The organism is Serratia bockelmannii (genome assembly GCF_051803255.1).
GTDB lineage: Bacteria > Pseudomonadota > Gammaproteobacteria > Enterobacterales > Enterobacteriaceae > Serratia > Serratia bockelmannii.
Window position 1 is genome coordinate 157,298 of sequence record NZ_CP196512.1, and the last position, 21,280, is coordinate 178,577.

The window sequence follows — 21,280 nt, forward strand, 5'->3', positions numbered from 1 at the left end:
CCGCCCGCTCACTCGCCCGGTGAACAGGCTCCAACATTGATGATGATACGATGACGCGAAAAATAACCTGGTTAACTGCTCTGGCCTTAGGCATCAGTACCCTGTCGCAGGCCGAAACCGCCACCGCGCCGACCGTGGCGGCCCAGCCGCCGATCGCCGCGGCGGCCGATACGGCGACCGCGCCACCGCTGGCCACCGCACCGCAGGATCCGAATGCGCCGGTGCGCGACGTATCGCTGTCGTTTGCGCAGATAGCGCCGCCGCCGGGCACCTTTGTTCTGCGCGGTACCCGGCCGGACGGACAGATCGAATTCGGCGTGCGCAGCGATGAGGTGGTCTCGCAGGCGATGCTCGATATGGAGTTTACGCCGTCACCGGCGCTGATCCCGGTGGAGTCGCACGTCAAGGTCTATCTGAACGACGAACTGATGGGCGTAACTACCCTCGCCAAAGAGCAACTGGGCAAGCCCAATCGCATCCAGATGGTGATCGATCCGCGCTATATCACCGATTTTAACCGCGTCCGGCTGGTGTTCGTCGGTCATTATCAGAACATCTGCGAAAACCCGGCCAGCACCTCGCTGTGGCTCGACGTCAGCAAGTCCAGCGCGCTGAAGCTGCGTTTCCAGACGCTGCCGGTGAAAAACGAGCTGTCGCACTTCCCTGAGCCGTTCTTCGACAGCCGTGACAATCGGCCGCTGACGCTGCCGATGGTGTTCGCCGGCCAGCCTGACCTCACCCAGCAGCGCGCGGCGGGTATTCTGGCCTCCTGGTTCGGCAGCAAGGCGCAGTGGCGCGGGCAATCCTTCCCGACGCTGTACAACGCGCTGCCGACGCAGCACGCGGTGGTGTTCGCCACCAACTCGCAGCGCCCGGATTTCCTGCGCGATTATCCGGCGGTCAACGGCCCGACGGTGGAGATGATCAGCCACCCCGACAATCCGTACGTCAAACTGCTGTTGATTCAGGGGCGTGACGACAACGATTTGATCACCGCGGTGAAGGGCATCGCGCAGGGCAACATTCTGTTCCGCGGCCAGAACGTGACGGTGGACAAGGTGGAACAGCTCGCGCCGCGCCAGCCTTACGACGCGCCGAACTGGGTGCGCACCGATCGGCCGATGACCTTCGCCGAGCTGCAGCAATATGCCGAACAGCTGCAAACCAGCGGCATCGAGCCTGGCCCGATTTCGCTGACCATGAACCTGCCGCCGGACCTGTTCCTGATCCGCAGCACCGGCATCGATATGCACCTGAAATACCGCTATACCGCGCCGCGCATTCAGGACGGTTCGCGGCTGAGCGTCAGCCTGAACAACCAGTTCGTGCAGGCGTACTCGCTGGTGCCGGAACACGAACAGGGCGCGCAGCTGCTGCGCCTGCCGTTGACGCAGGGGCTGCTCGACTCCGACAAGAACGTCAATATCCCGGCGCTGCGGCTGGGGGCTACCAACCAGCTGCGTTTTGACTTTGACTACACCACGCTGCTGGCCAGCGGCGCGGAAGGGCGCTGCGAAACCTATTCCTTCACGCAAAACCATGCGGTGATCGACGGTGCGTCTACCATCGATTTCTCCGGCTACCGCCACTTTATGGCGATGCCGGACCTGCGCGCCTTCGCCAACGCCGGCTTCCCATTCAGCCGCCTGGCGGATCTGTCGCAAACGCTGGTGTTGGTGAACCAGAAACCGCAGCCGGCGCAGGTCAGCGCGCTGCTGAACGCGCTGGGTGTGATCGGCGCGCAAACCGGTTATCCGGCGCTGGCCTTCACGCTGAGCGACGACTGGTCGCAGGCCAAGGATCGCGACGACGACATCCTGATGGTCGGCACCATTCCGCCGGCGCTGCGCGACGACAAGAAAATCAGTCTGCTGGTGGACGCGACCCAAAGCTGGGTGAAACAGCCGACGCGGCAGCCGCCGCTGCCGAGTGCGGAAGTGCTGGCAGAGGACACCAAGCCGGACAGCAAGACCACCGTCAGCTCCGAGGGCGCAATGTCGGCGATCATCGGCGTACAGTCGCCGTTCAACGACCAGCGCAGCATCGTGGCGCTGTTGGCGGACAGCCCGCGCGGCTATGAGCTGCTCAACAATGCCCTGCTGGACAGCGGCAAGCGCGCCGCGGTGTTTGGTTCGGTGGCGGTGATCCGCGAATCAGGGGTCAACAGCCTGCGCGTCGGCGATATTTACTATGTCGGCCACCTGCCGTGGTGGGAGCGGCTGTGGTATGCCCTCTCCACCCATCCGGTCCTGCTGGCGGTGATCGCGGTGGTGCTGGTGGTGATCCTGGGGCTGATGCTGTGGCGCGGCCTGAAGGCCTTCAGCCGGCGTCGTCTGGCGCCTGAAGATCGGGATTGACGGCGGTGAGCGCGATGCTGCAACGCCTGTCGCTCGGCATGCTGCTGCTGTGTGCGTTCAGCGCGGCGGCGGTCTGCGAGTGGCCGGGCTGGCAACAGTACAAGCAATTCTACATCAGCCCGCAGGGGCGGGTGATCGATCCGAGCAGTCCGAACAAGATCACCACCTCCGAGGGACAGAGTTACGGCCTGTTCTTCGCTCTGGTGGCCAACGACCGGCCGACCTTCGATCGGCTGTTGGCCTGGACGGAGAACAACCTGGCGGCGGGCGATCTCAGCGCCCGTTTGCCCGCCTGGCTGTGGGGCGAGAGCGACGACAAGCAGTGGAAGGTGCTGGACGCCAACTCGGCGTCAGATGCCGATCTGTGGATCGCTTATAACCTGCTCGAAGCCGGCCGCCTGTGGAAAAGCCGGCGTTATCAAACCCTGGGAACGCTGCTGCTGCAACGCATCGGCCGCGAGGAAGTGGCCGACATCCCCGGCCTGGGCCTGATGTTGCTGCCGGGCAAAGTCGGGTTTGTGGCGGAAGATCGCTGGCGGCTGAACCCCAGCTACCTGCCGCCGCAGCTGCTGGCGCGTTTTGCGGCGCTGAACGGCCCGTGGCGCGCGATGCGCCAGGTCAATCAGCGGCTGTGGCTGGACAGCGCGCCGCACGGCTTCTCACCGGACTGGGTGGTGTGGCGAGTCGGCACCGGCTGGCAGCCGGATACCGTCAAGCCGAACGTCGGCAGCTACGACGCGATTCGGGTCTATCTGTGGGCCGGCATGCTGGCGGACGACGATGAGCATAAGGCGGCGCTGCTCGCACGCTTCCAGCCGATGGCGCAGCTCACCGCCAAACAGGGTGTGCCGCCGGAGAAAACCGATACCGCCAGCGGCAAAACCACCGGTGACGGCCCGGTCGGCTTTTCCGCCTCAATGCTGCCGATGTTGGCGACGCAGGCCGAGGCGCTGGCGACACAGCGGCAACGCATCAGCGAACATCCGCCGGGTGACGACGCTTATTTCAGCGCCTCGCTGACGCTGTTCGGTCAGGGGTGGGATCAACAACGTTATCGCTTTAATCGTCAGGGTGAATTGCAACCCTCGTGGGACGGCCAATGCACAACTTCAAAATAAACTGGCTGAATTTGATTCCGCTGAGCCTGGCGATGCTGCCGCAGGCGCGCGCCGCGGAGGCCGTGGCCCCGGAGCAGTGGCTGCTGGAGCAGGTGCGCATTGGCGAGGCCGGCAACAAGGACGATCTGGTGCGCCAGTCGCTGTACCGGCTCGAGCTGATGGATCCGAATAACCCGGACGTGATCGCCGCGCGCATGCGTTTGGCGCTGCGGCAGGGCAACATGGCGCTGGCGCAACAGCAGTTGGACAAGCTGAAAACTCTCGCGCCGCAGTCCAGCGCCTATCGCCAGGCGCAAATGAACATGCTGCTGACCCAGCCGGAAACCCGGCAAAAGCTGCAGCAGGCCCGCCTGATGGCGACCGCCGGCCGGCTGCCGGAGGCCAAGGCGCAGTACGATGCGCTGTTCCACGGCGAGCCGCCGACGCTCGATCTGGCGGTGGAGTATTGGCGGCTGGTGGCGCGTTTGCCGGGGCAGGAGGCGAAGGCGTTAAAGCAGTTGCAGGCGCTGGACCAGCAATATTCCGGCAACGTGGCGCTGCGCATGTCGCTGGCGCGCATGCTGTTCAGTCAGAATCAGGACGCGCAGGCCTATGAACTGCTGCAGAAGATCGCCGCCGATCCGGCCGGGCGCGGCGATGCCGCCGATCTGTGGCTGGACAAGGTCAAAGCGATGCCGGTCAACGCGCAAAGCGTGGCGGCGCTCAACCGCTTCCTCGGCGTGTTCGATACCGGCGATCAGGCGACCCGCGCCCGTGAAGAGCTGGCCAGACAACAGAAACTGTTGGCCGATCCGGCTTATCAGGCGCGGGTGCGCGGCCTGGCGCAGGTGGATAAAGGTGGCAGCCGGGCGGCCATTCCGGCGTTGCAAAAGGCGCTGACGGCAGCGCCGAACGACGCCGAGGTGCTGGGCGCGCTCGGCCAGGCCTATTCGCGCGCCGGTAACCGCCCGCAGGCGCTGAAGCTGTTTCGCCAGGCGCTGGCCGCCGACAAGAATGGCTACGGCAGCGGCAAATGGCAAAGCCTGATCAAGAGCACCGGCTACTGGCTGGCGATCGACGAGGGCGACAAAGCGCTCAAGGCAGGCAATCTCGCGCTGGCCCGGCAGAAATATCAGCAGGCGCGCCAGCTCGACGACAGCGACGGCGATGCGTTTATCGGCCTGGGCGATGTGGCGGTGGCGAGCAAGGATGACGCCGCGGCGGAAGGGTTTTATCAGCAGGCGCTGCGACGCGATCCCGGCAACGGCAGCGCGCTGCGCGGCCTGGTGAATATCTATCAACGGCAGTCGCCGGAAAAAGCGTTGGCCTACCTCAGCGGCCTGCCGCGCAGCCAACAGGCCAAGCTGCGCAGCACCTTCGACGGGCTGCGGCTCGACATGTTGAAACAGCAGGCGGAGACGCTGGCGCAGCAGCAACAGTGGCAACAGGCGGTGGAAATTTATCGCCGCGCCCAGGCGATGGATCCCGACGATGTCTGGCTGACCTATCGCTACGCGCAGGCGCTGCGTCAGGCTGGGCAGCCGCAGCAGGCGGACGCTCTGTTCCGGCAGCTGGCGCAGCGCCAGCACGCCAATCCGCAGCTGACCTACGCCTATGCGCTCTATCTTTCCGGCAGCGATCGCGACCGGCAGGCGCTGGCGCAGCTCAATACGCTGCCGGCGGCGCAGTGGAACGACAACATGCGCGAACTGGCGCAGCGGCTGAAAATGCAGGCGACGATCGCGCATGCCGAAGGGCTGCGGGCGGCCGGTGACGAACCGGCGGCGGAAGCCTATCTGCGCCGGCAGCCGGCGGACACGCGCATCGATTTGCTGCTCGCCGACTGGGCGCTGGCGCGCGGGGAGTATGCGGCGGCGCTGGACGACTATCAGCGGGTGAAACGCCGTGAACCGAACAATCCGGATGCGCAGCTGGGCGAGATCGAAGCCTATGTGGCGCAGGGAGATCTTGACGCGGCGCGCCAGCGGCTGAAAACCGAACCGCAGCCGCAAGACGCTTCGCTCAACAGCCAACGGCGGGTTGCCAACGCCTGGAGTGCGGTCGGCGATGCGCAGCAGGCCGACGCGCTCTTCGGCCGGCTGAAAACGGCGGCGGCTTCAGAACCCGTCGGGCAGACCAAGGCGCTGATCTACCGTGACGCCGCCCGTCTGGAGCGGGCTCAGCAACAGCCTGAGCGGGCGCAGCAGGATTTCCGGCAGGCGATGGTGGCCGGCGGCATCACGCCGACGCTGCCGCAGGATAATGACAGCTACACTTATTTGACGCGCAATAACGCGGGCGACGACTGGCTGAAACGCGGCATCCGCTCCGACGCCGCGGATCTGTATCGACAGCAAGACGTGAACGTCACGCTCGATCACGATTACTGGCGCTCGAGCGGCACCGGTGGCATTTCCGATTTCAACGCGCACGACACCATGCTGCAGGTGGACATGCCGCTGTATGACGGGCGCGCCTTCTTGCGCACCGACACCGTGCAGCTGGATGCCGGCCGCTTCTCGACCGACGGCAGCGGCAAATACTACGAAACCTTCGGCACCTGCCACACGCAAGGGTGCCGCGGCGATGAACACCAGAAAACCACCGGCACCAGCGTGGCGGCCGGCTGGAAAAACGATCGCTGGGCCGCCGATATCGGCACGACGCCGATGGGCTTTGAGGTGGTCGACTGGACCGGCGGCCTGGCCTACAGCGGCGACTGGAACCACATCGGTTGGACGCTGGCGGCCTCGCGGCGGCCGATCTCCAGCTCGCTGCTGGCGTTCGGCGGTGCCAAAGATCCGAACACCGGTACCACCTGGGGCGGCGTGCGCGCCACCGGCGTCAGCCTGAGCGCCAGCTACGATCGCGGCGAGGCGAACGGCGTATGGGCCGATCTCAGCGCGCACCAGATTACCGGCAAGAATGTGGCGGACAACCAGCGGCAGCGGTTGATGGCCGGTTACTACTACAAGCTGATCAACGAAGACAATCGCCGCCTGAGCGTCGGGCTCAATACCATGCTGTGGCATTACCAGAAGGATTTGAGTGGTTATTCGCTGGGGCAGGGCGGCTATTACAGCCCGCAGCAATATCTGTCTCTGTCGCTGCCGGTCAACTACCGTCAGCGCACCGAGAACTGGTCGTGGGAGCTGGGCGGTTCGGTTTCGCTGTCCCATTCCAAAACCGACAGCCAGCGCCGTTATCCACTGCAGGGGCTGATCCCGGATTCGTTGCCCGATAAGTTCGCCGTCGAGGACGGCAGCTCCTCAAGCGGCGTCGGTTATACCCTGCGGGCAATCGTCGAACGCCGTCTCAGTTCGCACTGGACGCTCGGCGCCGGCATCGACATTCAACAGGCGAAGGACTATACGCCGAGCCACGCGTTGATTTATCTGCGCTATTCCCTGGCCGGCTGGCAGGGGGATCTCGATTTGCCGCCGCAGCCGCTGACGCCTTACGCCGACTTTAAGTAGTCGGAAGGGGAAAGATTCGGAGTGTCGGACGCCGGGGAGTTTTGTTACCCTGTGTCCGGGTCGTGTTTGTTCGCTTTAGGAAAAGACTGAAACCCGCGATTTTCTTGGTTTTGCCTGCGGCATAGCCAGATAAAAACAGCCGATGATCGAGTATACTCAGCCCGGTTCGAGGGGGCGGGTGAGAGTCAGCCCCCTTTTTGTTTTAGCCCGATTTCACGGAGAGCAGGTTTGCGGGTCAGGCGTTCGTTAACGATTAAGCAGATGGCGACAGTGTCCGGCGTGGCGCTGGTCACGATCTGCATCTTTATCGTGATCCAGTTATTCCACTTTGTGCAGCAGCGCAGGGATGACTACGCCCAGCAACTGGAGAATATCGCTCACTCCGTGCGCCAGCCGCTGGCGGAAGCGGTGCTGCGGATGGACGTGCCGGAAGCCAAAAGGGTGCTGAACACTCTGTTGCCGGTCGGCATTCTTAGTCGGGCGGATATCGTCTTGCCGAACGAGTTTCAGGCGCTGCACGCCAATTTCCCGCCGGAGCGGCCGGTGCCGACGCTGATCGCCCGGCTGTTTGAACTGCCTATCCAAATTTCCGTGCCGCTCTATTCGCTGGAACGGGTGCCGGCCAACCAGCAGCCGCTGGCCTATCTGGTGCTGCAGGCCGATTCGTTCCGCATGTACCAGTTTATCCTCAGCATTTTGTCGACCATGCTGTCGACCTACCTGCTGCTGGCGCTGATCCTGTCGGTGGCCATCACCTGGTGCATGAACCGGTTGATGGTGCACCCGCTGCGCGCGATGGCCAAAGAGCTGGAGAACATCTCGCAGGACGAAGCGCCCTATCACCAACTGATGCTGCCGGCGCTGCACCAGGACGACGAGCTCGGCCTGCTGGTGCGCAACTACAACCGCAATCAACAGACGTTGGCCAAGGCGCATGCCGACATGAGCCGCCTGAGCACCCGCCACCCGGTGACCGAATTGCCAAATCCGGCGTTGCTGAACGCGTTGCTGGAACAGCATATCGCCTCCAGCCTGCGCCCCGAGCGTTTTAACCTGTTGGTGATCGGCATCGAGACGCTGCATGAAGCGTCTGGCGTGATGAGCCCGGCGATGCGTGAAGCGTTGCTGCTGGCGTTGGCGAAGAAGCTGCGCGGCTGCATCGACGAAAACGGCGTGCTGGCACAGCTGAGCAATACCGAATTCGCCATTCTGGCCAAGGGCATCGAGCGGCCGTTCCACGCCATGCAGCTGGCGCGGCGTATCATGGCGGAGATCAACGCGCCGTTGACGCTGGAAGGTTTGGCGCTGCGGCCCAACGCCAGTATCGGCATCGCGCACTACCTCAATCAGGGGGAGAGTGCGGAACAGCTGCTGCGCAGCGCCACCTCGGCGATGATGTCCGCGCACCGCGAAGGAAAAAATCAAATCCTGTTCTTCGAGCCCAGCCTGACGGAACGCACGCAGAAGCGGTTGACCCAGGAGAGCGAGATCTTGCACGGCATCGAGCAGCGGCATTTCACGCTGTTCCTGCAGCCGCAGATCGACATGCAGTCCAACGAGGTGATCGGCGCCGAAGCGCTGCTGCGTTGGCAGCAGTATGACGGCAGCTATACCCTGCCGGCCGACGTTATCCCGCTGGCGGAAGAGCTGGGTGTGATCGTGCCTCTCGGCAACTGGGTGTTGGAAGAGTCCTGCCGCATCCTGGCGGACTGGCAGCAACGCGGCATTGCGCTGCCGCTGGCGGTCAACGTTTCCGGTATTCAGATGCAACATGAGGCGTTTGTTCCGCATCTGAAAAACCTGCTGGCGCAGTATCGGATCGATCCGCGCAAGCTGCTGCTGGAGATCACCGAGACGGTACGCATCGACGATCTCGACCACGCGCTGGCGCTGCTGCGTGAGCTGCACGATCTGGGATTGTCTATCGCGCTAGATGACTTCGGCATGGGCTACTCCAGCCTGGAGTACCTGAACCGGTTGAAATCCCTGCCGATCGATTTGATCAAAATCGACCGCAGCTTCATTCAGGGGCTGCCGGCCGACGATGCGATGGCGCGTATCGTCAGTTCGATCTCCGAAGTGCTGGCGTTACCGGTGATGGCCGAAGGCGTGGAAAACGCCGGGCAGCGCGACTGGCTGCTGCAGCACGGCATTCGCAGCGGGCAAGGATTCCTGTTCGCCCGGCCGCTGCCGCGCGAAGCGTTCGAAGCCGAGTTTTGCCGCGCGGCGCCGTGAGCGCCGCGTGACCTTTCCGGTACTTTTCCCCGTCCGAAAATCGCTATTCTTTATCTACCTCTTTTGCGTTAGTGCAAACAAAGGCTTACGCAATTTTCAGCTTTGCACCTCGACTGACGCGTTTCAGCTCTTAAATTCACATCAACCCTCAGGGGCGGGTGCAACAAATTATTTCCATGTTGTTAAGTGGGTGTTATTTTCCGCGCAAGCAATGAACAGGCTGGATTTTTAGACTGCTGCCTGGTGCGTGTCTTCCCCCCATAGGATGTTCATATGAAAACAACGATCTTTAAGAGCCTCTATTTTCAGGTACTGACGGCGATCACGCTGGGTATCCTGCTTGGCCATTTCTACCCTGACCTCGGCGCCGAGATGAAACCTCTGGGCGATGGCTTCGTCAAACTGATCAAGATGATCATCGCACCGGTGATCTTCTGCACCGTGGTGACCGGCATCGCCGGCATGGAAAGCATGAAGGCGGTGGGGCGCACCGGCGCCATCGCGCTGCTGTATTTTGAAATCGTCAGCACCATCGCGCTGATTATCGGTCTGGTGATCGTCAACCTGGTGCAACCGGGCGCCGGCATGAACGTCGATCCCGGTACGCTGGACGCCAAGGCGGTGGCGGTCTACGCCGAGCAGGCACAGCAGCAGGGCATCATTCCGTTCCTGCTGGACATCATCCCCGGCAGCGTGATCGGCGCGTTCGCCAGTGGCAACATTCTTCAGGTGCTGCTGTTCGCGGTACTGTTCGGCTTCGCCCTGCATCGTCTGGGCGACAAAGGGCAGCTGATCTACAACGTGATCGACAGCTTCTCACGGGTGATTTTCGGCATCATCAACATGATCATGCGCCTGGCGCCGCTGGGGGCCTTCGGCGCTATGGCGTTTACCATCGGTAAATACGGTGTCGGCACCCTGGTGCAACTCGGCCAACTGATCGTGTGCTTCTATATCACCTGCATCCTGTTCGTGGTGGTGGTGTTGGGCAGCATCGCCCGCGCCAACGGCTTCAGCATCTTCAAATTCGTCAACTACATCAAAGAAGAGCTGCTGATCGTGCTGGGGACCTCGTCGTCCGAATCCGCGCTGCCGCGCATGCTGGATAAAATGGAGAAGCTGGGCTGCAAGAAATCAGTGGTGGGTCTGGTTATTCCGACCGGGTACTCCTTCAACCTGGACGGCACCTCTATCTACCTGACCATGGCCGCGGTGTTTATCGCGCAGGCGACCAATACCCACATGGACATCATGCATCAGATTACCCTGCTGGTGGTGCTGCTGCTCTCCTCCAAAGGGGCGGCGGGTGTCACCGGCAGCGGCTTTATCGTGTTGGCCGCCACCATCTCCGCCGTCGGCCACCTGCCGCTGGCCGGCCTGGCGCTGATCCTCGGCATCGACCGCTTCATGTCGGAAGCCCGTGCGTTGACCAACTTGGTGGGCAACGGGGTGGCGACCGTGGTGGTGGCAAAATGGTGTAACCAGCTGGATGAAAAACAGCTGAAAGACACGCTGAACAACAAAAACACCGGCGCGGACAAAACGCTGCCTTCCGCCTGATATCGGCGGTAAATCACCGGCCGCATCCGCGGCCGGTGAGGTTCTTCCCCCTGCCTCGTAACGATTTTTTGCATTAAAAACCCCGCAATCCATTATTTTTCACTCTAATGAGTGACATCCGCAAAGGCGCGCGGTCTAACACGGTGGTACACTTTCTGCTTTCCGCCCCACCGTGAAACTCAGGGCGTATTTTTATGATTCCATTGAATGGAATACACGCATTTGCATAAGAAATTGGATAGTCATTAAGTAGGGGTTCACATGCAGGGCACCAGAATTCATCTTATAGTTGGTGGGTTGCTATTGGCTGCAGCCAGTAGCAGCGTGCAGGCTGAAGCACTACAACCCGACCCTGCCTGGCAGCAGGGGGCGTTGGCCAACGGGTTTTCATGGCAGATTCTCGATACGCCGCAGCGGCCGAGTGACCGCGTTGAACTGCGGTTGATCGTCAATACCGGCTCTTTGGTGGAGTCTTCGCAGCAGACCGGCTTTGCTCATCTGCTGCCGCGGCTGGCGTTGGCGCGTAGCGAAAGCTTCACGGCCCCGCAGCTGCGCGCCCTGTGGCAGCAGAGCGTGGACAACGAGCGGCCGCTGCCGCCGGCTATCATCTCGTATGATTTCACCATGTATAACCTCAGCCTGCCGAACAACCGGCCCGACCTGCTGAAAGAAGCGCTGGCCTGGCTGGCGGATACCACCGGCAAATTGGCGATCGACGAGCATACGGTGCATGCGGTGATGAATTCCAGCATCAATCCGGTCGGCACTTTCCCGCCTAATACCCAAGACGTCTGGTGGCGTTACCGCCTGAAAGGCTCGACGCTGCTGGCGCACGATCCGGCGCAGCCGGCAAAACGGCCGGTCAACCTCGAGCAGCTGAAGAAATTCTACCAACAGTGGTATACCCCGGATGCCATGACGCTGTTCGTGGTCGGCAAGGTTGACAGCCGCAGCCTGGGCGAGCAGATCAACAAGGCGTTCTCGCCGCTGCAAGGCAAACGTGAAACCCCGGCCCCGATGCCGACGCTGACACCCCTGCCGCAGCAGCCGGTGAGTCTGATCAGCGAGCAGGTGAAACAGGATACGCTGTCGATCATGTGGGATTCGCCGTGGCACCCGATTCGCGATTCGCAGAGCCTGCTTCGTTACTGGCGTGGCGATCTCGCCCGCGAGGCGCTGTTCTGGCATCTCCAGCAGACGCTGGAAAAAAGCGAACAGAAGAGCCTGCATCTGGGCTTTGACTGCCGCGTGCAGTATCAACGAGGGCAGTGCGCCATTCATCTGGATACGCCGAACAACAATCTGAACGGCAGCCTGGGCTTTATTGCCCGCGAGCTGGCCAACGTGCGTGACAACGGCCTGTCGAAAGAAGAATTCGATGCGCTGCTGGCGCAGAAAAACGATCAGCTGAGCAAGCTGTTCGCGACCTACGCCCGTACCGACACCGATGTGCTGATGAGCCAGCGTCTGCGCTCGCAACAGAGCGGGGTGGTGGATATCGCGCCGGAGCTGTATCAGAAGCTGCGCCAGGAGTTCCTGTCCAGCCTGACGCTGGAGACGCTGAATCAGGCGCTGAAGCTGCAGCTTTCTCAGGAGGCGACGCTAGTGCTGATGCAGCCGAAGGGCGAGCCGGAAATGAGCATGAAGCAGCTGCAGGAAACCTATGACGGCATCATGATGCCGGCGCCGGCGGTGGTGACGGAAGAAGCCAAGCCGGCCGACGCCGCGGTGGCAGCGCCGGCGACGGACGCCAGCGCGCAGTAATTCGCCGCAGGGGGGCTCAGGCCCCCTCAGTTGCGGTACAGCACCTTGATGATGTGGTAACCGAACTGGGTTTTGACCGGGCCGTAAGGTTTGAGCAGCGGGATGCTGAACACCGCTTTATCGAACGCCGGCACCATCGCGCCTTTGTTGAACTCGCCCAGCGAGCCGCCGTTGCGTTTTGACGGGCAGCTCGAGTATTTGCGCGCCAGCGTGTCGAAGCTGACGCCGCGCTTCAGCTTGGCCAGCAGCTCGTTGGCCAGCTTTTCATTGTCTACCAGAATGTGCAGGGCGCACGCCGTTTTTGCCATGGTATTGCCTTTGTCGATGCGAAAATTGCGCTGATTATACCCGCTAAATCTCGTCGGCGCTTTCTGCTACAATTCCCTTCCACGTTTTACAGCCGAGCAAGCCAGCACCATGCGATTAAACCCCAGCCAACAACAAGCCGTCGAATTCGTTACCGGGCCCTGCCTGGTGTTGGCCGGTGCCGGTTCCGGCAAGACGCGCGTTATCACCAACAAGATAGCCCACCTGATCCACCACTGCGGCTACCAGGCGCGGCACATCGCCGCCGTGACCTTTACCAACAAGGCCGCGCGCGAGATGAAAGAGCGCGTGTCGCAAACCCTGGGGCGCAAAGAGGCGCGCGGGCTGATGATTTCCACCTTCCATACCCTGGGGCTGGAGATCATCAAGCGGGAATACGTGGCGTTGGGGATGAAATCCAACTTCTCGCTGTTCGACGACCAGGATCAGCTGGCGCTGTTGAAAGAGCTGACCGAAAAGTGGCTGGAAAGCGATAAAACGCTGGTGGCGCAGCTGATTTCGACCATCTCCAACTGGAAAAACGACCTGATCGATCCCCAGCGGGCGGCGGAGCTGGCGCGCTCGGAGCGCGACAAGCTGTTCGCCCACTGCTACGGCCTGTACCACGCCCATATGCGGGCGTGCAACGTGCTGGACTTCGACGACCTGATCCTGTTGCCTACGCTGCTGTTGCAACGCAACGAAGAGGTGCGCGAACGCTGGCAGCAGCGCATCCGCTACCTGCTGGTGGATGAATACCAGGATACCAACACCAGCCAGTACGAGCTGGTGAAGCTGTTAGTGGGCAACCGCGCGCGCTTTACCGTGGTGGGTGACGATGACCAGTCGATCTACTCCTGGCGCGGCGCGCGGCCGCAGAACCTGGTGCTGCTGAAGGAGGATTTCCCGGCGCTGCAGGTGATCAAACTGGAGCAAAACTACCGTTCCAGCGAGCGCATTCTGAAGGCGGCCAATATCCTGATCGCCAATAACCCGCACGTGTTTGAAAAACGGCTGTTTTCCGAGCTGGGGTATGGTGAAGAGCTGAAAGTGGTGACTGCCAACAACGAGGAGCACGAAGCCGAGCGGGTGGTGGGGGAGCTGATCGCCCACCACTTCGTGAAAAAGACCAACTACGGCGACTATGCGATCCTGTACCGCGGCAACCACCAGTCGCGGGTGTTTGAAAAGATGCTGATGCAGAACCGCATTCCGTACAAGATTTCCGGCGGCACCTCGTTCTTCTCGCGCCCCGAGATCAAGGATCTGCTGGCCTACCTGCGCGTGCTGACCAACCCGGAGGACGACAGCGCCTTCCTGCGCATCGTCAATACCCCCAAGCGCGAGATCGGCCCGGCGACGCTGCAGAAGCTCGGCGAATGGGCCAACCAGCGCAACAAGAGTTTATTCCACGCCAGTTTCGATCTGGGGCTGAGCCAGCACTTGACCGGGCGCGGGCTGGAATCGTTGCAGCGCTTCACCCATTGGCTGGGCGGCATCGCTCAACAGGCGGAACGTGAGCCGGTGGCGGCGGTGCGCGATCTGATCCGCGGCGTGGATTATGAAAGCTGGCTGTTTGAAACCTCGACCAGCCCGAAGGCCGCCGAAATGCGGATGAAGAACGTCAACACGCTGTTCGGTTGGATGACGGAGATGCTGGAAGGCAACGATTTGGACGAGCCGATGACGCTGACCCAGGTGGTGACGCGCTTCACCCTGCGCGACATGATGGAGCGCGGCGAAAGCGAAGAAGAACTGGATCAGGTACAGCTGATGACGCTGCACGCCTCCAAGGGGCTGGAGTTCCCTTACGTGTTCCTGGTGGGCATGGAAGAGGGCCTGCTGCCGCACCAGAGCAGCATTGACGAAGACAATGTCGACGAAGAGCGGCGTCTGGCCTATGTGGGGATCACCCGCGCGCAAAAAGAGCTGATCTTCACCCTGTGCCGCGAGCGCCGTCAGTACGGTGAGCTGGTGCGGCCGGAGCCGAGCCGCTTCCTGCTGGAGTTGCCGCAGGACGATTTGGCGTGGGAAACCGAGCGCAAAGTGGTGAGCCCGCAGGAGCGGATGCAGAAAGGGCAGAGCCATCTGGCCAATATCCGCGCCCAGCTGGCCAAGGCCAAAGGCGGGAATTAAAAAGACAGGGCGCTCATCGCGCCCTGGTCATTTCAACGTTGTTCTTCCAACCGCAGCGTCCAGTGGACGTAGCTCTGCCAGTGGCTTTCCTGCTCCAGCGCCTCGGCGCGCAGCGGATGCTGTTCCAGCCACCCCGGCGGCAAAATCACCGTCAGTTCATCGTCCTGATTGGCGCGTAAACGCACCGCCGGCAGCGTGTCGTCGCGGCGGCGGCTGGCGAAGATGATCGCCAGGCGCAAAATGCGGCACAGACGCTGCGCGGTGCGCGGCGGCAGGGCGTTTTGCTGGTTCAACAGCGACAGGTCGAGAGGGTTGCTCTGGTTTTGCAGCAGGGTGGCCAGCAGTTTTTTCTGCGCCGGGGTAAAGCCGGGTAAGTCCAGATGGCGGATCAGGTAGGCGGCGTGTTGCGGCGCCTGCTTGAAATCGACGCTGAGGCCGAGTTCGTGGATCAGGCTGGCGCTGTGCAATAGCTCGCGACATCGTGCGTCCAACTGCCATTCGTTGGCGACCTGCTGCGAGAAATTGGCGGCGAGCTGGCTCACGCGTTCGGCCTGCTCGGTATCGATCAGGTAACGGCGCTGCAGGTTGCGGATGGTGCGGATGCGAATATCCTGCTCCACCGGCAGATGCAGCATGCCGTAAACCAGGCCTTCACGCAGCGCTCCGCCGGCCAGCATCATGCTCTCGATGCCGAGCTCCTGGAAAATGGCCAGCAGAATGGACAGGCCGCTCGGGAAGACCAGCGCGCGCTCCAGCGTCAACCCTTCGATCTCCAGTTCTTCCAGCTTGCCGCACTGAATGGCACGCTGTTTCAACTGGCGCAGCTTGGGCAGGGTGATGCGTTCATCCATGCCTTGCGCCACCATGATCTCCTGCAGCGCTTGCACGGTGCCGGAAGCGCCGACGCAGATCTGCCAACCTTGCTGGCGCAGCTGCGGTGCGATCGGCCGCACCATTTCGCGCGCGGCCTGTTCGGCGCGCTCGAAGTTTTCTTGCCCGAGGTTGCGGTCGCTGAAGTAGCGCTCCAGCCAGGTAACGCAGCCCATCGACAGGCTATACAGCTGCGATGCCTGTGCGCCGGTGCCGGTGACCAGTTCGGTGCTGCCGCCGCCGATGTCGACGACCAGCCGCTGATCCGGCCCGCCGGTGGTGTGCGCGACGCCGTGATAAATCAGCCGTGCCTCTTCTTCGCCGCTGATCACCTGCACCGGGCAGCCGAGGATTTGCTCGGCGACCTGCAGGAACTCATCGGCGTTGGACGCCAGGCGCAGCGTGGCGGTGGCGACGACACGGATCTGCTCGCGCGGAATGTCCTGCAGGCGTTCGGAGAACAGCCGCAGACACTGCCAGCCGCGCTGCATGGCCTCATGCGACAGGTGATTGTGCTGATCCAGCCCGGCCGCCAGGCGCACCTTGCGCTTGATCCGCGCCAGAGTCTGAATGCTGCCGGCCACCTCGCGCACCACCAACATGTGGAAGCTGTTGGAGCCGAGGTCGATGGCAGCATAAAGCGTGCTGGAGCTGAGCATGGCGATCAGCTCGGGCGTTTACGGTTGCTGCGCGGCGCGCCGCCGCGACGAGGCGCGGAGTTGCGACGTGGGCCGTTGCCGCCGCGCGGACGCGACAGGCGCTTCGGCGCCGGCAGATCGGTCAGCAGCGCATCGCTGTTGTACTTGCTCACCGGAATGCTGTGGTCGATATAGGTCTCGATCGCCGGCAGGTTGAGCGCGTACTCTTCACACGCCAGGCTGATGGAGTGGCCGCTGGCGCCTGCTCGGCCGGTACGGCCGATGCGGTGCACGTAGTCTTCGCAGTCGTCAGGCAGATCGTAGTTGAAGACGTGCGTGACGGCGGGAATGTGCAGACCGCGCGCGGCGACGTCGGTGGCGACCAGGATATCCAGGTTGCCCTTGGTGAAATCGTCGAGGATGCGCAGGCGTTTTTTCTGCGCCACGTCACCGGTCAGCAGGCCGACGCGGTGACCGTCGGCGGCCAGATGGCCCCAGATGTCTTCGCAGCGGTGCTTGGTGTTGGCGAAGATGATGGCGCGATCCGGCCACTCTTCTTCGATCAGCGTCTGCAGCAGACGCATTTTTTCTTCGTTGGACGGGTAGAACAGCTCTTCTTTAATGCGGTGGCCGGTTTTCTGTTCCGGTTCCACTTCAACATATTCGGCGTTGTTCATCTGCTCAAAGGCCAGTTCGCGTACGCGATAAGACAGGGTAGCGGAGAACAGCATGTTCAGGCGTTGATCGGCCGTAGGCATACGGCGGAACAGCCAACGGATGTCTTTGATAAAGCCAAGATCGTACATGCGATCGGCTTCATCCAGCACGACAACCTGCATCGCGCCGAGATCGACATAGTTCTGCTTGGTGTAATCGATTAAACGGCCGGTGGTGCCAATCAGAATGTCCACGCCGCTTTCCAGCACTTTCAGCTGTTTGTCGTAGCCGTCGCCGCCGTAGGCCAGGCCCAGTTTGAGGCCGGTGCTCTGGGAGAGCGCTTCAGCATCGGAGTGGATTTGCACCGCCAGTTCACGCGTAGGCGCCATGATCAAGGCGCGCGGCTGATTGGTCTGGCGATCCTGTTTCGCCGGGTGAGTCAGCAAATAGTGAAAAGTAGACGCCAAAAACGCCAGCGTCTTTCCGGTACCGGTTTGCGCCTGACCTGCAACGTCACGCCCGGAGAGCGTGAGCGGCAATGCTAACGCCTGGATAGGCGTGCAATTGTGAAACCCTTTTTTCTCAAGGGCTTCAAGGACTAACGGGTGCAGGGCGAAGTCGGAAAACTTCTGTTCGGTCAAGTGTGTTTTGCTCATAGTGTGGTAGAATATCAGCTAACTATTGCTTTACGAAAGCACATCCGTTGAAATAAACGCGGTGCAATAAAATCACCTTGAGTTGGTTAATGCTACACCAACAAGGTAGACATAATCCTGTGGAGTAGAACATGAGCGATAAAATTATTCACCTGACTGACAGCAGCTTCGAAGCCGATGTGCTGAATGCGGAAGGGCCGATCCTGGTCGATTTCTGGGCTGAATGGTGTGGGCCGTGCAAGATGATTGCTCCGATTCTGGATGAGATTGCCGAAGAGTTCGAAGGCAAACTGACCATCACCAAGCTGAATATCGATCAGAACCCGGCTACCGCGCCTAAGTACGGTATCCGTGGCATCCCTACGCTGTTGCTGTTCAAGAACGGTGAAGTGGCCGCGACCAAGGTTGGCGCGTTGTCTAAAGGTCAGCTCAAAGATTTCCTGAACGCGAATCTGTAATCGAGCGGGAAGCCCAGTATCAGGTGCCTGGCGGTGATGTTCAATTCACCGCTAGACGCCTGCCAAGAAGCGTGTTAAGTTTAACCACACTGCATATAGAACTTGCCCGAAGTTTTAAATCTAAAGAGTTTGAATCTAAAGCTATACTCTGTGTCGAACCACTGGCGTTGAAAGTAAACTGAACTCAGCCCGTGTTTTGGCAATCAAACGGTTTTGCAAAAATCATTTTTAAGGTACCTTCGATCTTCAACCGTCAATGCGTGCGCCCGATGTAAGCCATTTCTTACCGCGACGGCTCTGCGCCCGGTGATCGAACGTCCAGTAAACAGGCACGCATCTCGCTGCCATACCATTCACGATACAAGTTCGAGACATACCCCGAGTTTAAGAACCCACCACTATGAATCTTACCGAATTAAAGAATACGCCGGTTTCTGAGCTGATTACTCTCGGCGAAAATATGGGGCTGGAAAACCTTGCCCGCATGCGCAAGCAGGACATTATCTTCTCCATTCTGAAGCAACATGCGAAAAGCGGAGAAGATATCTTCGGCGACGGCGTGCTCGAGATATTGCAGGATGGATTCGGTTTCCTCCGCTCTGGAGACAGTTCCTACCTCGCCGGTCCCGACGACATCTATGTATCCCCTAGCCAAATCCGCCGCTTCAACCTCCGCACAGGTGACACCATTTCCGGTAAGATTCGTCCGCCAAAAGAAGGCGAGCGCTATTTTGCCCTGTTGAAAGTCAACGAAGTCAACTACGACAAGCCGGAAAACGCCCGCAGCAAGATCCTGTTCGAGAACTTGACGCCGCTGCACGCCAATTCCCGTCTGCGGATGGAGCGCGGCAACGGCTCGACCGAAGACCTGACGGCGCGCGTACTGGACCTGGCGGCACCGATTGGCCGCGGCCAGCGTGGCCTGATCGTGGCACCGCCGAAAGCCGGTAAAACCATGCTGCTGCAGAACATTGCGCAGAGTATCGCTTACAACCACCCAGACTGCGTGCTGATGGTGCTGCTGATCGACGAACGTCCGGAAGAAGTGACCGAGATGCAGCGCCTGGTGAAAGGTGAAGTGATCGCATCGACCTTCGACGAACCGGCTTCGCGCCACGTGCAAGTGGCCGAAATGGTAATCGAGAAGGCCAAACGCCTGGTTGAGCACAAGAAAGACGTGATCATTCTGCTTGACTCTATCACCCGTCTGGCGCGTGCCTACAACACCGTGGTACCGGCTTCCGGTAAGGTGCTGACCGGTGGTGTGGACGCCAACGCCCTGCATCGTCCGAAGCGTTTCTTCGGTGCGGCACGTAACGTGGAAGAGGGCGGCAGCCTGACCATCATCGCGACCGCGCTGGTTGATACCGGTTCGAAGATGGACGAAGTGATCTACGAAGAATTTAAAGGTACCGGCAACATGGAATTGCACTTGGCGCGTAAAATCGCCGAGAAACGCGTATTCCCGGCGATCGATTACAACCGCTCCGGTACCCGTAAAGAAGAGCTGCTCACCACCTCCGAAGAGCTGCAAAAAATGTGGATCCTGCGCAAAATCATTCACCCGATGGGTGAGATTGACGCGATGGAGTTCCTCATTAATAAGTTGGCGATGACTAAAACCAACGATGAATTCTTCGATATGATGAAACGCTCATAATTCGTTAAAAAATTCGCTGAACGCCACGCCTAGTCGTGGCGTTTTTCGCTTTTGGCGGATACGATAAGTAGCAGTAATGGAAAAGTAAGTTGTTTCCTCGACTTATTGAGAATTCATCTTGTTTGTCGGTCGGCGTTGTGTCGGTCGGCTTTGCTGCTGTCGTTTTGTCAGCCGATGCGAAGAAAATAGGCATGAATCACCGTTGTCATAGGAAATGACCGAAAGGTGGCGGGGGCCGATGGCACAAGCTATTGCCCGTGGTAAGCTGCCTTATCTTCTACAGAGATCTGTTAACTGTGAACTTACTCACTATGAGTACTGAAATTCTATTTGTTTTCCTGTTTTCTTTGGCTTTTCTCTTTGTTGCCCGCAAGGCGGCAAAACGTATTGGTCTGGTAGATAAACCCAATTATCGCAAACGCCATCAGGGGCTGATTCCTCTGGTCGGCGGTATTTCCGTTTATGCCGGATTGTGCTTCGCATTTTGGATCTCCGAACAGCCTATCGCGCACGCCAAGCTTTACCTCACCTGCGCCGGCATTCTGGTGTTTGTGGGCGCGCTCGACGATCGTTTTGACATCAGCGTTAAGATCCGCGCCCTGGTGCAGGCGTTGGTCGGCATCGCCATGATGGTGTTCGCCGGTCTGTATCTGCGCAGCTTCGGCCATGTGCTGGGCGACTGGGAGATGTTGCTGGGGCCGTTCGGCTATTTGGTGACGCTGTTCGCGGTATGGGCGGCGATCAACGCCTTCAACATGGTCGATGGCATTGATGGCCTGCTGGGTGGGCTGTCATGCGTTTCCTTCGGCGCGCTGGGTCTGTTGCTGTACCTGAGCGGTCACCATGAGATGGCGTTCTGGTGCTTTGCGATGATCGCCACCATCGTTCCCTATATTTTGCTCAACCTCGGCATCCTCGGCCGCCGTTATAAGGTGTTCATGGGGGATGCCGGCAGTACCCTGATCGGCTTTACCGCCATTTGGCTGCTGTTGCAAAGCTCGCAGGGCAAGGCACACTCGATTAACCCGGTGACTGCGCTGTGGATCATCGCTATTCCGCTGATGGACATGATAGCAATCATGTATCGTCGTTTACGCAAGGGGATGAGCCCCTTCTCTCCCGATCGTCAACATATTCACCACCTGATCATGCGCGCCGGCTTTACGCCACGGCAGGCTTTCGTATTGATCACCCTGGCGGCCGCATTGCTGGCGGCGGTGGGCGTGATCGGCGAACGCCTGACTTTTATCCCTGAGTGGGTTATGTTGGCATTATTCTTGCTTGCATTCTTCCTGTACGGTTACTGCATCAAGCGCGCCTGGCGGGTTGCGCGGTACATTAAGCGTATCAAGCGCCGGCTGCGGCGTTCGGGCGATAACAAGCAAGTACCTTAACCAGAGACCAGAGGCT

At 60.5% G+C, this 21,280-nt stretch carries 13 protein-coding genes; 10 read left to right on the top strand and 3 right to left on the bottom strand.

The window, feature by feature from the left end; translation table 11 throughout:
* Nucleotides 1-50: 50 nt before the first annotated feature.
* The 6 genes from bcsB (at nt 51) to ACSJLU_RS00770 (ending at nt 12,489) form a co-directional block, all read left to right on the top strand.
* Nucleotides 51-2,357 (top strand): cellulose biosynthesis cyclic di-GMP-binding regulatory protein BcsB, encoded by a 2,307-nt coding sequence (gene bcsB, locus ACSJLU_RS00745; protein WP_089181522.1) that lies wholly within the window; start codon nt 51-53, stop codon nt 2,355-2,357.
* A 5-nt stretch (nt 2,358-2,362) separates the two neighbouring features.
* Nucleotides 2,363-3,475, top strand: coding sequence for a cellulose synthase complex periplasmic endoglucanase BcsZ (gene bcsZ, locus ACSJLU_RS00750; protein WP_043142331.1), 1,113 nt, complete (start codon nt 2,363-2,365; stop codon nt 3,473-3,475).
* Nucleotides 3,457-6,930, top strand: a complete 3,474-nt coding sequence (bcsC, locus tag ACSJLU_RS00755; protein WP_342096845.1) for a cellulose synthase complex outer membrane protein BcsC — start codon at nt 3,457-3,459, stop codon at nt 6,928-6,930. The genes bcsZ and bcsC overlap by 19 nt, the downstream gene beginning before the upstream one ends.
* Before the next feature lie 228 nt (nt 6,931-7,158).
* Nucleotides 7,159-9,165 carry a biofilm formation regulator HmsP gene (gene hmsP / locus ACSJLU_RS00760; protein ID WP_025304849.1) on the top strand — a complete coding sequence of 669 codons (2,007 nt, stop codon included), beginning with the start codon at nt 7,159-7,161 and terminating at the stop codon, nt 9,163-9,165.
* Between the two features lie 273 nt (nt 9,166-9,438).
* Nucleotides 9,439-10,725 (top strand): dicarboxylate/amino acid:cation symporter, encoded by a 1,287-nt coding sequence (locus ACSJLU_RS00765; RefSeq protein WP_016929514.1) that lies wholly within the window; start codon nt 9,439-9,441, stop codon nt 10,723-10,725.
* Between the two features lie 261 nt (nt 10,726-10,986).
* On the top strand, nt 10,987-12,489 hold the full coding sequence (locus ACSJLU_RS00770) for a M16 family metallopeptidase (RefSeq protein WP_025304850.1): 1,503 nt from the start codon (nt 10,987-10,989) through the stop codon (nt 12,487-12,489).
* A 26-nt stretch (nt 12,490-12,515) separates the two neighbouring features.
* Here ACSJLU_RS00770 and ppiC read toward each other — a convergent pair whose 3' ends face one another.
* Nucleotides 12,516-12,797: a peptidylprolyl isomerase PpiC gene (gene ppiC / locus ACSJLU_RS00775; protein WP_004934175.1), complete on the bottom strand. Its 282-nt coding sequence runs from the start codon at nt 12,795-12,797 to the stop codon at nt 12,516-12,518.
* A gap of 109 nt (nt 12,798-12,906) precedes the next feature.
* Between ppiC and rep the strand changes: the two genes are divergently transcribed.
* Nucleotides 12,907-14,931, top strand: coding sequence for a DNA helicase Rep (rep, locus tag ACSJLU_RS00780; RefSeq protein ID WP_043142264.1), 2,025 nt, complete (start codon nt 12,907-12,909; stop codon nt 14,929-14,931).
* Nucleotides 14,932-14,963: 32 nt separating this feature from the next.
* Here rep and ppx read toward each other — a convergent pair whose 3' ends face one another.
* Together ppx and rhlB are read right to left on the bottom strand one after the other, a co-directional pair.
* Nucleotides 14,964-16,460 (bottom strand): exopolyphosphatase, encoded by a 1,497-nt coding sequence (gene ppx / locus ACSJLU_RS00785; RefSeq protein ID WP_043142260.1) that lies wholly within the window; start codon nt 16,458-16,460, stop codon nt 14,964-14,966.
* A gap of 5 nt (nt 16,461-16,465) precedes the next feature.
* The gene (rhlB, locus tag ACSJLU_RS00790) at nt 16,466-17,752 is read right to left on the bottom strand and encodes an ATP-dependent RNA helicase RhlB (protein WP_025304853.1); all 1,287 of its coding nucleotides are present in this window, start codon (nt 17,750-17,752) and stop codon (nt 16,466-16,468) included.
* A gap of 131 nt (nt 17,753-17,883) precedes the next feature.
* On the opposite strand from rhlB, the gene trxA reads away from it, so the two are divergent.
* From trxA to wecA, 3 genes are all read left to right on the top strand, one after another.
* Nucleotides 17,884-18,210, top strand: coding sequence for a thioredoxin TrxA (gene trxA / locus ACSJLU_RS00795; RefSeq protein WP_025304854.1), 327 nt, complete (start codon nt 17,884-17,886; stop codon nt 18,208-18,210).
* Nucleotides 18,211-18,610: 400 nt separating this feature from the next.
* A complete protein-coding gene (rho, locus tag ACSJLU_RS00800; RefSeq protein WP_004934188.1) occupies nt 18,611-19,870 on the top strand; it encodes a transcription termination factor Rho in 1,260 nt (419 codons plus the stop codon).
* A 296-nt stretch (nt 19,871-20,166) separates the two neighbouring features.
* On the top strand, nt 20,167-21,264 hold the full coding sequence (gene wecA, locus ACSJLU_RS00805) for a UDP-N-acetylglucosamine--undecaprenyl-phosphate N-acetylglucosaminephosphotransferase (RefSeq protein WP_025304855.1): 1,098 nt from the start codon (nt 20,167-20,169) through the stop codon (nt 21,262-21,264).
* Nucleotides 21,265-21,280: the final 16 nt, after the last annotated feature.

Bases quoted from the DNA above. Each gene is read 5' to 3' on its own strand.
- trxA (WP_025304854.1), top strand. From the start codon at position 17,884: ATGAGCGATAAAATTATTCACCTGACTGACAGCAGCTTCGAAGCCGAT.
- ppiC (WP_004934175.1), bottom strand. From the start codon at position 12,797: ATGGCAAAAACGGCGTGCGCCCTGCACATTCTGGTAGACAATGAAAAG.
- rep (WP_043142264.1), top strand. From the start codon at position 12,907: ATGCGATTAAACCCCAGCCAACAACAAGCCGTCGAATTCGTTACCGGG.
- rhlB (WP_025304853.1), bottom strand. From the start codon at position 17,752: ATGAGCAAAACACACTTGACCGAACAGAAGTTTTCCGACTTCGCCCTG.
- bcsB (WP_089181522.1), top strand. From the start codon at position 51: ATGACGCGAAAAATAACCTGGTTAACTGCTCTGGCCTTAGGCATCAGT.
- bcsC (WP_342096845.1), top strand. From the start codon at position 3,457: ATGCACAACTTCAAAATAAACTGGCTGAATTTGATTCCGCTGAGCCTG.
- ppx (WP_043142260.1), bottom strand. From the start codon at position 16,460: ATGCTCAGCTCCAGCACGCTTTATGCTGCCATCGACCTCGGCTCCAAC.
- rho (WP_004934188.1), top strand. From the start codon at position 18,611: ATGAATCTTACCGAATTAAAGAATACGCCGGTTTCTGAGCTGATTACT.
- ACSJLU_RS00765 (WP_016929514.1), top strand. From the start codon at position 9,439: ATGAAAACAACGATCTTTAAGAGCCTCTATTTTCAGGTACTGACGGCG.
- ACSJLU_RS00770 (WP_025304850.1), top strand. From the start codon at position 10,987: ATGCAGGGCACCAGAATTCATCTTATAGTTGGTGGGTTGCTATTGGCT.